This is a genomic window from Nocardia asteroides (assembly GCA_019930625.1).
Classification (GTDB): domain Bacteria; phylum Actinomycetota; class Actinomycetes; order Mycobacteriales; family Mycobacteriaceae; genus Nocardia; species Nocardia sputi.
In genome coordinates this window covers 2,676,222-2,691,104 of sequence record CP082844.1, presented here as the reverse complement: position 1 = coordinate 2,691,104, position 14,883 = coordinate 2,676,222, and the positions used below count along the sequence as shown (strand labels likewise).

13 protein-coding genes are annotated in these 14,883 nt (G+C 68.4%); 6 read left to right on the top strand and 7 right to left on the bottom strand.

Annotation, left to right across the window (positions count from 1 at the left end):
* The first annotated feature begins 15 nt into the window (after nt 1-15).
* The 4 genes from K8O92_12260 (at nt 16) to K8O92_12245 (ending at nt 5,681) form a co-directional block, all read left to right on the top strand.
* On the top strand, nt 16-1,482 hold the full coding sequence (locus K8O92_12260; protein UAK34541.1) for an NAD(P)/FAD-dependent oxidoreductase: 1,467 nt from the start codon (nt 16-18) through the stop codon (nt 1,480-1,482).
* A gap of 84 nt (nt 1,483-1,566) precedes the next feature.
* On the top strand, nt 1,567-3,684 hold the full coding sequence (locus tag K8O92_12255) for an ATP-binding cassette domain-containing protein (GenBank protein ID UAK35649.1): 2,118 nt from the start codon (nt 1,567-1,569) through the stop codon (nt 3,682-3,684).
* Nucleotides 3,681-4,418, top strand: coding sequence for an energy-coupling factor transporter transmembrane protein EcfT (locus tag K8O92_12250; protein ID UAK34540.1), 738 nt, complete (start codon nt 3,681-3,683; stop codon nt 4,416-4,418). The genes K8O92_12255 and K8O92_12250 overlap by 4 nt, the downstream gene beginning before the upstream one ends.
* A gap of 609 nt (nt 4,419-5,027) precedes the next feature.
* On the top strand, nt 5,028-5,681 hold the full coding sequence (locus K8O92_12245; protein UAK34539.1) for an ammonium transporter: 654 nt from the start codon (nt 5,028-5,030) through the stop codon (nt 5,679-5,681).
* 162 nt (nt 5,682-5,843) lie between these two features.
* Here K8O92_12245 and K8O92_12240 read toward each other — a convergent pair whose 3' ends face one another.
* Complete coding sequence (locus K8O92_12240) at nt 5,844-7,040, bottom strand: lipase family protein (protein ID UAK34538.1); 1,197 nt, start codon at nt 7,038-7,040, stop codon at nt 5,844-5,846.
* Nucleotides 7,041-7,360: 320 nt separating this feature from the next.
* Here K8O92_12240 and K8O92_12235 point away from each other — a divergent pair, with 320 nt between their 5' ends.
* On the top strand, nt 7,361-8,005 hold the full coding sequence (locus K8O92_12235) for a cysteine hydrolase (GenBank protein ID UAK34537.1): 645 nt from the start codon (nt 7,361-7,363) through the stop codon (nt 8,003-8,005).
* A gap of 42 nt (nt 8,006-8,047) precedes the next feature.
* Here K8O92_12235 and K8O92_12230 read toward each other — a convergent pair whose 3' ends face one another.
* From K8O92_12230 to K8O92_12210, 5 genes are all read right to left on the bottom strand, one after another.
* Nucleotides 8,048-8,194 (bottom strand): antitoxin, encoded by a 147-nt coding sequence (locus K8O92_12230; protein ID UAK35648.1) that lies wholly within the window; start codon nt 8,192-8,194, stop codon nt 8,048-8,050.
* Between the two features lie 65 nt (nt 8,195-8,259).
* Entirely contained in the window at nt 8,260-10,581 is a 2,322-nt protein-coding gene (locus tag K8O92_12225) for an ATP-dependent DNA ligase (protein ID UAK34536.1), read from the bottom strand.
* Nucleotides 10,582-10,628: 47 nt separating this feature from the next.
* Complete coding sequence (locus tag K8O92_12220) at nt 10,629-10,835, bottom strand: antitoxin (GenBank protein ID UAK34535.1); 207 nt, start codon at nt 10,833-10,835, stop codon at nt 10,629-10,631.
* Between the two features lie 39 nt (nt 10,836-10,874).
* Nucleotides 10,875-12,017 carry an MBL fold metallo-hydrolase gene (locus K8O92_12215; GenBank protein ID UAK35647.1) on the bottom strand — a complete coding sequence of 381 codons (1,143 nt, stop codon included), beginning with the start codon at nt 12,015-12,017 and terminating at the stop codon, nt 10,875-10,877.
* Nucleotides 12,017-12,745: an enoyl-CoA hydratase gene (locus K8O92_12210; protein ID UAK34534.1), complete on the bottom strand. Its 729-nt coding sequence runs from the start codon at nt 12,743-12,745 to the stop codon at nt 12,017-12,019. The genes K8O92_12215 and K8O92_12210 overlap by 1 nt, the downstream gene beginning before the upstream one ends.
* Before the next feature lie 89 nt (nt 12,746-12,834).
* On the opposite strand from K8O92_12210, the gene K8O92_12205 reads away from it, so the two are divergent.
* On the top strand, nt 12,835-13,938 hold the full coding sequence (locus tag K8O92_12205; GenBank protein UAK34533.1) for an NAD(P)/FAD-dependent oxidoreductase: 1,104 nt from the start codon (nt 12,835-12,837) through the stop codon (nt 13,936-13,938).
* 17 nt (nt 13,939-13,955) lie between these two features.
* On the opposite strand, the gene K8O92_12200 is transcribed toward K8O92_12205, so the two are convergent.
* Complete coding sequence (locus K8O92_12200) at nt 13,956-14,813, bottom strand: aldo/keto reductase (GenBank protein UAK34532.1); 858 nt, start codon at nt 14,811-14,813, stop codon at nt 13,956-13,958.
* Nucleotides 14,814-14,883 lie beyond the last annotated feature (70 nt).

Sequence of the window (14,883 nt, the reverse complement as noted above, 5' to 3'; positions counted from 1 at the left end):
AGTGAGGAGTGTCACATGACAGGGCGGCGTCGGCCATCGGTCCTCGTCATCGGCGCGGGCTTCGGCGGCATCGGCATGGCGGTCGAACTGCGCCGCAACGGCTTCGACGACATCATCATTCTGGAGCGCGCCGAGGACATCGGCGGGGTGTGGCGGGAGAACACCTACCCCGGCGCGGCCTGCGACGTGCCGTCCCCGCTGTACTCGTACTCGTTCGAACCCAAGCCGGACTGGCCGCAGCGGTACTCCGGGCGTGCCGCCATCCACGAATACCTGCGCGGCGTCGCCGAACGGCACGGCGTGCTGGAGTCGGTCCGCTTCGGCACGAGCGTCACCGACGCCGAGTTCGACGACGCCACCGGTCGGTGGACCATCCGTACCGCCGACGGGGATACCCGGAGCGTGGACGTGCTGATCTCTGCGGTGGGTCAGCTGTCGCGTCCGTCCATGCCCGACATTCCCGGCATCGACACCTTCGCGGGCCCGTCGTTCCATTCGGCAGAGTGGGACCACGACGTCGTCCTGAGCGGCAAACGCGTCGCCTGCATCGGCACCGGAGCCAGCGCCGTGCAGTACATCCCGGAAATCCAGCCCGCGGTCGCCCACCTCACGCTGTTCCAGCGCACTCCCGCCTGGGTGATCCCGAAGTTCGACACCGATTACTCGCCGATCCAGCACAACCTGTTCGCGCGGGTACCGGGCGCGCTGCTGGCCGAGCGGTTCGGGTGGTGGTCGATCGCGGAGTTCGTCTCCCTCGGGCTGGTGGAGGTCCCTGCCATCGCACGGCTGGTGGGCCGCATCGCCTCCCGGCACCTCGCCAAACAGGTCGAGGACCCGCGATTGCGGGCCAAGCTCACGCCCGGCTATCCGATCGGATGCAAGCGCGCGCTGTTCTCCAACGACTACTACCCCGCGCTCACCCAACCGAACGTGCGGGTGGAGACCACGGCGATCAGCGCGATCACCCCGCAGGGCGTACGCACCGCCGACGGAGTCACGCACGAGGCGGACGTGATCGTCTACGGCACCGGTTTCAAGGGCACGGAGTTCCTGTGGCCGATGGACATCTACGGCCGCGGGGGCCGCAAGCTGGCCGACGCCTGGGCCGACGGCGCGCACGCGTACTACGGCATCACCGTGCCCGACTTCCCGAACCTGTTCCTGGTCTACGGCCCGAACACCAATCTCGGCGTCGGCTCGATCATCTACATGATCGAGTCGCAGACCCGCTACATCCGCCAGGCCGTGCAGTTGCTCGCCGACCACCCCGGCCACTGCGTCGACGTTCGCGCCGATCTGGAGGAGCACTACAACACCGCTCTCCAGCAACGCCTGGCCCGGACGCCGTGGAACTTCTGCTCCAGCTGGTACCGCAACGCCGCGGGCCGCATCACCAACAACTGGCCCGGCTCGCAGACCAGCTACCGCCGCCACACCCGTCGCCTCGACCCAAGCCACTACACCCTCACACCGGTCTCGTGACGGACGGCGGCGTCGAGAGCCTCGCTCGAATTCGCCCTGACCCGGCCGACCTCGCCGGGCTGGCAGACTTGTGCTGTGAATGAACTGCCCCGTCCGGGCGACCCGGATGTGCGGGGGCCGCTGCGTCCGATCGAGCTGGCCACCGGCGCGGTGCTGGGCGGAGCCACCGTCGGGTTGGTGACCGTCGGATCGGTGGTTCCGTTCGCGGCCGCCCTGAACCTGGTCGCCGCGGTCCCGATCGGGCTGATCGCGCACCGCTTCCGGCTGCGCGCCCTGGTCACCGCGACGATCGCGGCGACGTTGGTCACCTTCGTCGCGGCCGGTATGGCGTCGGCGACGGCGTTGGTCGCGGCGGCGACCATGGGCGGGATCATCGGCACGGTGAAGCGGCGCGGGCGTGGTGTCGTCGCGGTGTTCGGGCTCTCGCTGCTTGCCGGGCTGGCCTGGGCGGCGTTCGCCGTCGGATCGCTGTTGGTGCTGTCCACCGTGCGCAACCTGTTCTTCGACAACATCCGCAACCTCTCGCGCGGCCTGCAAGATCTCGCGCGTGAGGCGCAACTGGCGCCGCTGGGGCAGTTCGTGGCGGACCTGACCGACGCGGTGCTGCGCTGGTGGTGGGTCTGGATGGGCGGCGGCGTCGCGCTCGGCATGGTGGCCACCGGCATGTTCTCCTGGTACGTCCTCGGCTCGGTGCTGGACCGGCTCGCCTGGCTGCCCGGCCGGGACCGGCTCGACGCACCGCTGGACGATCGGCCCATCGCGCCGTTGCCGGTCACGCTGCGCGATGCCGGTTTCCGCTACCCCGGCGCGATGCGCGAGGCGCTGCGCGAGATCGACCTGACCGTCGAGGTCGGCGAATTCGTCGCCGTGGTAGGGCACAACGGTTCGGGCAAGTCGACGCTGACCCGTCTGCTCGCCGGATTGCCGCCGACCTCGGGATCGGTGCAGCGTCCCGGGTCGGCCGGACTCGGCAGGCTCGGGGGGACGGCGCTGGTATTGCAGCGACCGGAGAGCCAGACCCTCGGCGTGCTCGTCGCCGACGACGTCGTGTGGGGACTGCCCCCGCGGCTGGCCGCCGAAGTGGACGTCGGCGGATTGCTCGAGGAAGTCGGTCTCGCCGGAATGGGGGCGAAGGAGACCGCCACGCTCTCCGGCGGACAGCAGCAGCGGCTGGCGGTCGCGGCGGCGCTGGCCCGGCGGCCCGCACTGCTGATCGCCGACGAAGCGACCTCGATGGTCGATCCGGACGGGCGCCGGGAACTGGTGGAACTGCTGGCCGCGCTGCCGAAACGGCATCCGATGGCCGTGGTGCTGGTGACCCACCACGAAGCCGACGCCGCGGCCGCGGACCGCATCGTGCACCTGGCGGCGGGACGGTCGGTCGAGCGGCTGCCCGCGTGGCCACGTCCGGTGCGCGACACCCGGCGCAGGCCGATGGGCGAGCCGATCCTCGAACTGCGCGATGTCCGGCACACCTACAACCGCGCGACGCCGTGGGAAGCGCCCGCCCTGCACGGCGTCGACCTCTCCGTCCGGCAGGGTGAGGCGTTGCTCATCGTCGGCGGGAACGGCTCGGGCAAGTCCACCCTCGCCTGGATCATGGCAGGCCTCATCGAACCGAGTTCCGGACGCTGCGAACTGCGCGGCAAGCCGATCAGCAAACAGATCGGCCGGGTGGAGCTGGCCTTCCAGCATTCCCGCCTGCAATTGCAGAAGCAGACCGTCGGCGCGGAGATCGCGGACTGGGGCGGCCGGGCAACGGGCTCCGGTGCGGTCGGGCGCGCGCTGGACGCGGTCGGGCTGGACCGGTCACTGGCCGCGCGCTCGATCGAGGAACTCAGCGGCGGCCAGGCCAAACGCGTGGTGCTCGCCGCGATCGTGGCCAGCCATCCTCAGGTGGTCGTGCTCGACGAACCACTGGCCGGCCTCGACCCGGAGGGCAGGGCCGACATCGTGGAGTTGCTCGCACGCCTGCGGGATTCCGGATTGACGCTGATCGTCATCTCGCACGACGTGGCCGACATGGCAGCGGTGTGCGACCGCACGGTACACCTGCGCTCGGGACGCATTCTGAGCGCGGAGGCCGCATGGGACGCCACGCCGGCGGCGCGCAAGGCCGCGGCGCAAGCAGATCCCGGACAAGGAGCATTGCGCGCCACGGGTGAGACAGCGTGGCGATTCGAGCACGGAGGTCGATCATGAGCACCGTCCTGCTGCGCCAAGTGCCCGTCGCCAGCCCGGTGCATCGCCTGTGGGCGGGTACCAAGATGATCGGAGTGTTCCTGATCAGCCTGGTGCTGATGTTCCTGCCGTCCTGGCCGGTGCTCGGTGTGATGACGGCGTTCCTCGTGTTCGTCGGCGTCGCCGCCCGGCTGCCGCTGGGCACACTGCCGCGTCTGCCCTGGTGGTTCTGGGCGCTGTTCGTCGTCGGAGGCCTGATCACCGTGCCGGTCGGCGGGGCGGCGGTGCTGCGCTACGCGCAGATCGCGACCTTCACCCTGATCCTGATCGCCGCCTCGTTCCTCATCGCGTGGACCACGCCGATGGGCGATATCGCCCCCGCTCTCGCCAAGCTGGGTGCGCCGCTGCGCAGACTTCGGATCCCGGTGGACGAGTGGGCCGTCGTCGTGGCGCTCACCCTCCGCGGTCTGCCGCTGCTCATGGAGGAGATTCGAGTACTGCGGGCCGCTCGTCGCCTACGCCCCAAGGACGGCATGCTCGCCCGAGCCGCCGACAACCCGCTCATCGACATCCTCACCGCGGCCATGGCGGTGTCCACCCGCCGTGCCGGTGAACTGGGTGAGGCGATCACCGCGCGCGGCGGCACCGGGCAGCTCACCGCCCACCCCAGCGCTCCCGGCCTGCGCGACGCGCTGGCGCTCGCGCTGATCGTCGGCGTCTGCCTCGGCTCCATTGCTCTGCACTTGCTGTTCTGAACACACACCGAAAGAGCTGACAGTCCTGGCGAAGTTATGGCCCCGAGATTCGCCGAGTATTTGCAAGCCCACCCGGGTCACGTTTCGACGGAAACCAATCGGTAGTGCTGACAGGTTCGCCCCGGCGCTGGAGTGCAGAGCCGATTGTCATGTGCCCGACCAAGCGGTGGGGCGGCCCGGATCGCGCCGCTTGCTGCGCGATCCCGCGCGCCGGGTGATGTCTCCACACACCCACGCCTCTGGGGATGCGATCGAAAGCCCCTGATGTACCGCGACATTTCTTTCGTGAACCTCCGTGGGATCTACCGAGATCGACAATCCGTTCCGAGGATTTCACCGCGCCGCATTCAACGACCACGACCGAAGCGGCCGAACCTCCACACGCCCTTGCCGTGGAATAGCTATCAGCTATAACACTGGATAGGTGGAAAAAAGCGGAAGATTACCCCTGAAAATAAGGTCCTAAACCCCCTCAGCCACAGTACAGTTACCACTCAGAAGTAGCTGTCTTCTTGATCACATCACGGATCTACACGCCAGTGGGGGAAGGATTTTCGGCGTGTGCCGCGTTCTCTATTGCTCGAAACCTGATGAAGATTGGAACCGAGAATGATTCTCCGGAAAGTCACCGCCGCAGTCGCGCCACTGATCGCCGCGCTCACGGTAGGAGCGGGCGTCACGAACGCGCAACCGGCCGCGGCGCCGGTGCCGGACATCGGCTACGAAGCGCAACTGGTCGGGAACAAGATCGTCACGACGCTCACCGCGGGCACGTTCGAGGCGCGCGCCGGCGCCGTGGACATCAAGGACACCGCCGGAAACGTCGCGGTCACACTGCCGCTCGCCTTCCGTCAGGACGGGCTCGAATATCCCATGCCCCACGTTGTGCGCGACGCGGGCCGGGTGCTCGAGCTGACCGTCGTGAAGGATGCGGCGCAGGCCCGCCCGGCGGCCACACCGGTCGCGTCGCCGTTCGAGAACCAGCGGGCGCAGGACGCGTTCCTGTCGCAGTTCGGCATCGCCACCGCGGTCGGCGGATTCATCGGCACGGTCATCGGAGCGATCGTCGGGCTGACCGGCCTCATCGGCGGCCCCATCGGAATCGGCACCGTGCTCGCGGGCGCGGGCATCGGCGGCATCATCGGGACCGTCGTCGTCGGCGGACCGGCTCTGATCATCGCCGGTATCGATCTGATCAGCACCCTCGCCGCGCCGCCCGGCACCACGAAGTGGATGGACACCACCGGCCGTCCGCAGAACTGACCCGTGCCCTCGAGGCACGACGCGCACCGAATCGACTGTGATTCGGTGCGCTCTCGTGTTCGCGGAGCCGGCGCGGCCCCCAGGCGCAGCCGAGCAGGCGACCGAATCCGTCAGCGGCTGTAGCGCGCGCCTTGGCGTGACCGACGCTGCGGCGCTCACCGCTCATCGTTCACGGCAGCCGGGAGCCACCGGCAGGCCCGCGAACCGGTCTGCGAGGAAGTTCATCGCGCCGGGCGCCTCGCCGATCGCCGCCGGATTGTGGGTGGGCAGCATCGAGTGCACCGAGGTGACGCTCGCTCCCTGCGCGCAGTACCGGCCGACCAAGTCGGTGAAACCCGCCACGGGAATCACGTCGTCGGTGCGGCTGTGGTACAGGTACATCGGCGCCTCGGGCGCGCTGCCGCCGAGTTCCTGGGCATCGGTCGCGGCCCGGAAGGCCGGATGCGCGAGCAGATCCGGGACGAGGGTGAAATCCTCGACCCGCGCGCCGAGGTACTTCGGCACCAGATCGGATCCGCAGGCCGCGCCGTCCTCGACCAGTGCCGCGCGCCCGCGATCGTTGAGCAACTCCAGCACGCCCGCGCCGGGATCGTTGCGGGCGATCGCGAACAAGATCAGCATCGCCAGCCCCGCCTGCACCGTACCGTCCGCGCCATCGGCTATGGCAGGCCAATCCGCTGGAACGCCACCTGAGGTAATCCCCGCGAACCGCACGTCCGGGGCGTACTGCGGCTGGATCTGCGCGGCCCACAGCGTGGCGAACGCACCACCCGAGTAGCCCCAGGCGCCGACGGGCGTCGCGGGTCCGAGTCCGGCCTGCGGGAAGTCGCGGGCCGCCCGGACACCGTCCAGCACACCACGTCCGGAGTTCACGCCGTCGAGGAACCGCGATCGCGGCCCCTCGTAGTCACTGACCACCACTGCCCACCCGCGTCGCAGCGCCTCGGCCATGAACGGCGTGTCGATCAGTGTGTTCACCGTGCCGGTGTCCCAGCCGCCGCGCAGCGCGTACGACGGCGCGCACCGGATGCCGAGACTGTCCTCGGGTACCTGGTACGACAGCAGTGGCCGGACGCCGGGGCCGAACCAGGGCAGCATCGGGACCATCACGGTGGCCACACCGGCGACGGGATCGTCGCTCGCGTCCGTGGTCCGGTACTTCACCTGCCATGCCGAAATCGGCAAAGGCAGCCCGAACAAGGCGATCGGGCGGCTATCCAGCACGGCGCCGTTGCGGTACCTACCGACATCCGCGGGAGCCGCGTAGAACGGGTCCTGGTCCGGCGGTAGTAGCTGGGCGTACGCCTCCGGTGCGGCGCTGAGGCCGGCGAACAGAACGATCAGCGCGGACAGAAGCATTCGCGGGATCGCTGCGCGCACAGGCCGGTTGCCGGCTCGCGCGAGGACAAGCGCTCGGTGAACATTCTTCATCAGGGCCTCCCCAGTCCCGAGAGGCGACAGGTGTCCCGTACGGTGGGTGCCGGTTCACCCTGACCTCGAGACTTCAACGGTACTGCGGGGCCGATCGCCCCGGCAACGGTCGACCGCAGGTCACACCCACCGCCTCAGCTGTCCGCAGGAGTGGTTACAGTGTTGGCGAAAATCCCCCCAGCGCAATCGAATAGCCGTCGGGCGCGATCCGTCCGCGGCGCGAGCGCCACGAAGAGGAGTAGCCGAGCATGCGGCATGGCAACGGACTGGACATCCCCGAAGGACTCGCCGACCTGTGCGCCCCGGACCGGATGGCGGTGATCGTCTACGACATGCAGGTCGGCGTGCTCAGCCAGTTGCCGGACGGGCCGGAGATCATCGAACGCGTGGTGGGAGTGGTCGATGCGGCGCGCTCGGGTGGCTACCCGGTGATCTTCCTACGCCATTTCTTCCTGCCCGAGCGCCTCAGCGGAGCCTTCGCGCTGCGCATGGCCATGAGCTGGCAGCAGGTGGATTCGGTGGACAAGGTGCGCTTCATCCTGCAACGCGACACACCGGCCTTCGAGCTGGTTCCCGAGCTGCGGCCGAGAGCGGACGAGGTGGTGTTCGACAAGACCTCGATGTCGGCGTTCGAAGGGACTCCGCTGGCCTCGATGCTGCGCGACCTGCGCATCGGTGCCTACGCGATCGCGGGCGTGGCGCTGGAGATCGGGATCGCGCCCACGGTCACGCATTCCACCGATCTGGGTTTCGTACCGGTGGTGATCAGCGACGCGGTCGGCGGCCGGGACAAAGAGGCCATGGCGCGGGCCTATGACGACTTCGAATTCCAGGGCCATGCGCTGGTGACCGATGTCGCCACCATCACCCCGCTGCTGGCGGGGACCAACTGACACGAGAACGGGATCCGGCCGTGGCCGGATCCCCTTCAGAACTCACTGCTCACGCAAGGCCTTCTTCGCGGCGTCCTGAGCGGAGTCGACCTGGCCGGCGTACTTCTTGCCCGTCTTCTCGTCGACGAGGTCACCCGCCTTGTCGATCACCGCGTCCAGCTTGTCCGCGTTCTTCTGGGCCAAATCCATGGCCTTGCCTGCCAGGTTCTTGAAGTCCACCGTGCACTCCTCGTTTCGCGCTGGGAGTAACAACCCTACCCACCGTCGCGCACATCCGGCGCCGCGCCGAGCCACGCCGGATGCCACATTCGCCCCGCCTCGGTCCAGTTCATGAACCGCACGGTGCCACCTATTTTCGGCGTCACCCACACCGCCTCTTTGCGTTCTTCGGCGGTGAGGTCGTTGTCGAACGGCGAGGTCCCGCGTTCCAGTTCGCGCAGCCGCGCGCCCAGTTCCCGCATGTCCGGCTCGCTGAAACCGGTGCCGACCCGCCCGACGTAATACAGCTGCCCGTCGTGCGGAATGCCGATCAACAGGGATTTGAAGTCCCGTGCCGTGCTGCGCCGCCAGCCGCCGATCAGCACCCGCTGGGTGCGCCAGTTGCGCTGTTTCACCCAGGCATGCCCGCGCTTGCCCGGCAGATACACCGAATCCTTGCGTTTGGCGATCACCCCTTCGAGCCCGTGCTCTCGGCTGAAGCGCAGAGCCTCCGCGCCAGGGCCGTCCAGTCGCGGCGGCACCACCAGCGACGGCGCGTTCGCGGCGAGCGCCTCGAGCACCCTGCGGCGATCGGAATATCGTTTGCGCAGCAGCGAGGTGCCGTCGAGATACAGCACGTCGAACGCGACGAACACCGCCCGCGCCGCATCAGCTTGCAGCAGAGCGACATTCGCGACGCCATGGTCGTCGAAGACGACCGCCTCGCCGTCCAGCACCACTCGGTGGCCGGACAGTTCCCGCGACAACGCCACGATGCCGGGGTAGCGGTCGGTCACGACGTTCCCCGCCCGGCTGCGCAAGGTGATCGCGCCGCCATCGATCTCGGCGATCAGCCGGAAGCCGTCCCACTTCGTCTCGAAGCTCCACTCGCCCGCGCCGAGCTCCGCGACGTCGCCGGGAGTCGCGAGCATCGGCGACAAACCACGTGGAAGCGGCCCGGGACCGTTGGACGGCCGGATGATCCGGCCCGACGGCTGGTCCGGCTCCTCCCGCGGTTCGGCTCCGTTCTGTTCCCGCATCAGATGCATCAGCCACTGGTTGCCGTTGGTCTGGATCAACGCGTACCGGCCGGTGAGCCGCTTACCGTGGAACCGCACGATGACCTCGTCGTCACGCCACTTCTCGGTTTCGTAGGTGCCGGAGTCCCAGATCGTCATCTCGCCACCGCCGTACTCGCCCTTGGGGATGGCGCCGTGGAAATCGAGATACTCCAGCGGATGGTCTTCGGTGTGCACGGCGAGGCGGTTCTGATCGGTGGAGGTCGGCGGGCCTTTCGGCACCGCCCAGGACGCCAGGACCCCGTCACGCTCCAGCCGCACATCCCAGTGCAGGCGACGCGCATGATGTTCCTGAACGACGTAGCGGTTGTTCGTCCCCGGCTCAGGTGACTCGGCGGGGACGGGCTCGGGCGTGCGGGACGGATCACGCATCGATCGATACCGCGTCAGCGCGTCCGGGCCTGCCTGCGCCGTGGACGAGTCGTCGCGCGCCAACGGCGGATCCAGCTCGGCGAGCAAGTCACCGTCCGTACGGTACCTGGCCAGCACTTCATCGAACCGCAGATGTCTCAGCTTCTTCCGGTTCTCGATCTCTTCCCACGTGCGCGGGGCGGCCACGTTCGGCTCTGTCCGCCCTCGCAACGAGTAGGGCGCGATGGTGGTCTTGGCGGAGTTGTTCTGACTCCAGTCGAGGAAGACCTTGCCGCCCCGAGCCGCCTTCGCCATCGTCGCCGTGACCAACTCCGGGTGCAGCCGTTGCAGATTCGTGGCCACCTGTTTGGCCACCGTCGACGCGCCGGCTGAACTCAACTCCCGATCCAACGGCACGTAGAGGTGTATTCCCTTGCTGCCGCTGGTGACCGGGAACGCGTGCAACCCGATGCCCTCGACCATCTCCCGCACCGCGAGCGCCACCTCGGCGCATTCGGCGAGACCGGCCCCCTTGCCCGGGTCCAGGTCGAACACCAGCCTGCTCGCCGGACCCATGTCGGCACCGGCGAAACGCCACTGCGGCACATGGATTTCCAGCGCGGCCTGCTGCGCGAGCCAGGCCAGCCCGGCTTCGGAATCGATCAGCGGGTACACGACCTTGCGATCGGAATGCCGCAGGGAGCGCCGCTCGATCCAGGACGGAGCATGCGACGGGAGATTCTTCTCGAAGAAGGACGGTTCCTCGACCCCGTTGGGCCAGCGCTTCCGGGTGACCGCCCGCCCGGCGAGATGCGGCAACATGGCAGGCGCGATGGCCGAATAGTAGGCGATGACCTCGCCTTTGGTGGTTCCGGTGGCCGGATACAGCACCTTGTCGAGGTTGCTCAGGTCAACCTCGATACCACCGAATTTCCGGCGGGCCGCCATATCGGAAGTGTAGCGGCGGAGACCGCGGCCCGGTCTCCGCCGCTGTCTCAGGCGTGCGGTCCGGACTGATCCGGCGGGACCACCTTCTTGGCGGCCTCTTTGCCTTTGGCGATCTTGTCCGAGTACTTGCCGTGCGTCTTCTGATCGATGAAGTCACCGGTCTTGTCGACCGCTTGGTTGATCTTGTCGGCGTTCTTGGCCGCCACATCCTTCCCCTTGCCGACCAGGCCTTTGACCGTATCCGCGAAACTCATCGCCGTGAATCCTTCCTGTCGTCAATTAGCCGGAGTCGTTCAATCAACATTCTCCCACCAGGAATCGCCAGGTGGGGCACTCGAGGGATCTACGCGTTGCCCGGGCATCGGCACCGCGACCGTCGTGCCCGCCGCGCGCGCCGCGGTCACCATCCGCTCGACCGGCTCCGACCAGCCGTGGAAGGCGAGATTGAACGTCGCCCAGTGAATGGGCACCAGCAGACCGTGGCCGGGATTCCCGCCGCAGAGATCGGCGTGTGCCCGGACCGCCTCCTCGGGATTCATGTGCACGTCCGGCCAGCGCTCGTCGTAGGCGCCGATCGGCAGCAGCGTCAGATCGAACGGGCCGAGCGCCGCGCCCGCCTCGGCGAACGCCTTGGTGTATCCGGTGTCGCCGCCGAAGTAGGCCCGCCGCGTCGGACCGACGATCGACCACGAGGCCCACAGGGTGGTGTTGCGCAGCAGGCCGCGTCCGGAGAAGTGCCGTGCCTCCGTACAGGTGATCACCAGATCCACGCCGTTGCGATCGAGGCTCAGGTCGGCGAGTGATACCGAACCGCCCCAATCCAATTCGACGATCCGCTCTTCCGGGACGCCCCAGTGGCGCAGATGGGCGCCGATACCGATCGGAACGAGGAACGGCGCGCTCTGGCGAGCCACCAGCTCTCGGACGGTCTCCTTGTCCAGATGGTCGTAGTGGTCGTGGGAGATGATCACCGCGTCGATCGGAGGGAGGTCGGCCAGCGGCTGCGGCGCCGGGTGCATGCGCGCGGGCCCGACCAGCGGGGATGGCGAAACCCGCTCGCTCCACACCGGATCGGTGAGAATCCGGTACCCGTCGACTTCGAGCACCGTGGTGGCGTGGCCGTACCAGGTGACGGCGAGAGCGGCCGCCGCAGTGGGCTGCTTCGGGGTTTGCAGCGGGATGGGGGCTCTGGGCCTGCCCGCGTTGCGCCGGGTCAAGGCCGAGACCAGCAGCGAGGGCGCCGAACCCGCGACCACCTGGGTGCTCGGCTCGGTGTTGTGGAACTGGCGGTCGCGATAGGTCGCCGCACCCACCGCGTACGGCTGGATGGCCGAAATCGAAGCCCCCATCGCCGATGGGATGTCCCACACCGCCCGGACCAGCCAGGTGAGGCCGAGCGCGCCTGTTGCGGCGCCCGCCAAACGTCTGATGTCCATCATCGCCCCACGACCTTCGCGGGACGTTTTTCCTGCCTGGCCAATCGACCCTCCTTGGCATCCTCGCTCGTCCACGCGGCCTCCAGCGCCGCGCGCTGCTGGGCGGTTTCCGGATCACGCGTTCCGTCATCGTTGAGCACCAGCTTCATGTGCCGCAGGGACAACGGGGCCAACGCCGCGATCTGCTTGGCCCAGGCCTGCGCGTCGGCGAGACCGCCGATCCGGTTGGCGAACCCGAAGGCGTAGGCATCGTCGGCCGGTATCTGCTCGGCGCCCAGCAACATCGTCCGGGCGGGACCGCCGCCGATCAAGGCGACGAGCCTGCGCACAGTCCACCGGTCCACGGTGATACCCAATTTCGCGGCGGGCACCGCGATGTAGGCCTCCGGCGAGATCACCCGCAGATCCGAGGCGAGCGCGAGCTGCACGCCCGCCCCGATCGCGGCTCCGTTGATCGCCGAAATCACCGGGATCGGCGCGGATTCGATCGTGTGCAGCGTTTCCAGCAACCGGGACAGGAAATCGTCGGAGTACACCCCGGACAGGTCGGCGCCCGCACTGAACACCGGGCCGTGCCCGGTCAAAACGACGACCCGCGCCTGCTCGGCGACAGCGGCGAGCACGGCCTCGCGCAGCAGTGTCACGAGTTCGTAGTTGAGCGCGTTGCGGCGCTCTTCCCGCTGAAGTTCGATGGTGACCACGTCACCGTCCCGGCTCACCTCGAGCATGCGACCTCCCCGACTGAACAGTCCGTCTGGTCTCTTCACTCTGCCACAGCGACCGGCCCTTGCCGCGCCGGGCGATACGATCACCGACTGTGCCGACACACTTCGACATCTTGGTGATCGGCGCTGGTCAGGCGGGGCTGTCGGCGGGTTACCACCTCCAGCGCCTCGGGCTGCGCCCGGAGCGGCATTTCCTGCTCGTCGACCGTTCTCCCGGCCCCGGCGGCGCATGGCAGTTCCGCTGGCCGTCGCTGACGCTGGAAACGGTCAACGGAGTGCACGATCTGCCCGGTATGTCGTTCGCCGAGACATTGCCGCCGGGTTCCTCGTCCGCGCCGGCGGCCTCCGCTGTGCCGCACTACTACGAGCTGTACGAGAAGCGGTTCGACCTGCGAGTTCATCGGCAGGTGTCGGTCACCGTGGTCTGTGATCGCACCGAGGACGGCAACCCCGCCGACCGTGGTGCGGTGCTCAACGCGGAGACCGACGCGGACGGTCCGATCCGGGTGCGCGGCCTGATCAACTGCACCGGCACCTGGGAGCATCCGTTCATCCCGCGCTACCCCGGAGCGGAGACCTTCGCAGGCCGCCAGCTGCACACCCGCGACTACCGGGCCGCCGACGAATTCGCGGGGCTGCACGTCGTCGTGGTCGGCGGCGGCATCTCGGCGGTACAGCTGCTCGACGAGATCTCTCAGGTCACCACGACGACCTGGGTGACGAGGACACCGCCGCGCTTCCGCGAAGGCGCCTTCACCGAGGAGGTCGGTCGCGCCGCGGTCGCGATGGTCGAAGACCGGGTGCGGCGCGGGTTGCCGCCGGGATCGGTGGTCTCGGTCACCGGGCTACGGCTCGACGACCGGTTACGAGCGGCGCGGGCCCGCGGCGCACTGATCCGCTTGCCGATGTTCGAGCGCATCGAACCCGGCGGGGTGCGCTGGGCAGACGGAACGTTTCAGCAGGCGGACGTGATCCTCTGGGCCACCGGGTTCCGCAGCGCTCTCGATCACCTCGCGCCACTTCGACTGCGCGAGCCCGGCGGCGGAATCACCATGTCGGGCCGCCTGGCCACTCGGGTAGCCGCCGACCCGCGCATCCACCTGATCGGCTACGGGCCCTCGGCCAGCACCGTCGGAGCCAACCGCGCGGGACGCGCGGCGGCCCTCGAACTCACCGAACATCTCCGACTGCGCTGACCGCGCGACGCCGATGGTCAGTCGATCAGACCGAGCGTGAACGTGTCCGGGTCCCCACCGATGCGCGAACCGGTGTCCAGCGCGGTGATCGCGTCCATCTGCTCCTGCGTGAGCTCGAAACCGAACACGTCGAAGTTCTCCGCGATACGCGACGGCGTGACCGACTTCGGGATGACGACGTTGCCCAGCTGCAGGTGCCAACGGATGATCACCTGCGCCGGAGCGCGACCGACCTCGGCGGCCACGGCGGCGATGACGCTGTCGTCGAGCAGCGTGCCCTGCCCGAGCGGGGCCCATGCCTCGGTGGCGATCGCGTTGGCGGCATGGAACTCGCGCAGCTCGCGCTGGGCCAACCTGGGGTGTAACTCGATCTGGTTAACCACCGGGATCTCCCCGGTCTCGGCGATGAGCTGTCGCAGGTGCGCGACCGTGAAGTTCGAGACGCCGATCGACCGCACCCGGCCCTGCGACTTCAGCGCCTGGAAGGCACGGAAGGTGTCCACGAAGCGGCCTGCCGCGGCCACCGGCCAGTGGATCAGGTAGAGGTCGAGGTAATCCAAACCGAGCCGCTGCATGCTGGCGTCGAACGCGCGCAGCGTGGAGTCGTAGCCCTGCTCGGAGTTCCACAGCTTGGTCGTGACGTAGATCTCGTCGCGGGGCAGGCCGAATTGCCGGATCGCGCGGCCGGTGCCCTCTTCGTTCTCGTAGATCGCGGCGGTATCGATGCTGCGGTAGCCCACCTCGAGCGCAGTGGTGACGGCCGAGAAAGCGTCCTCGGCAGGCACTTGGAACACGCCGAAGCCGAGCTGCGGGATCACGTTCCCGTCGTTCAGCACGATCGAGGGAACGGTGCTGGTCTCGCTTCTGAAGGTCACATTCCGACGGTAGAAGTGCGGCGGCGAGCCGTCAATCACGCCCTCGGGTGTGTTGGCCCGCAATTTGCTG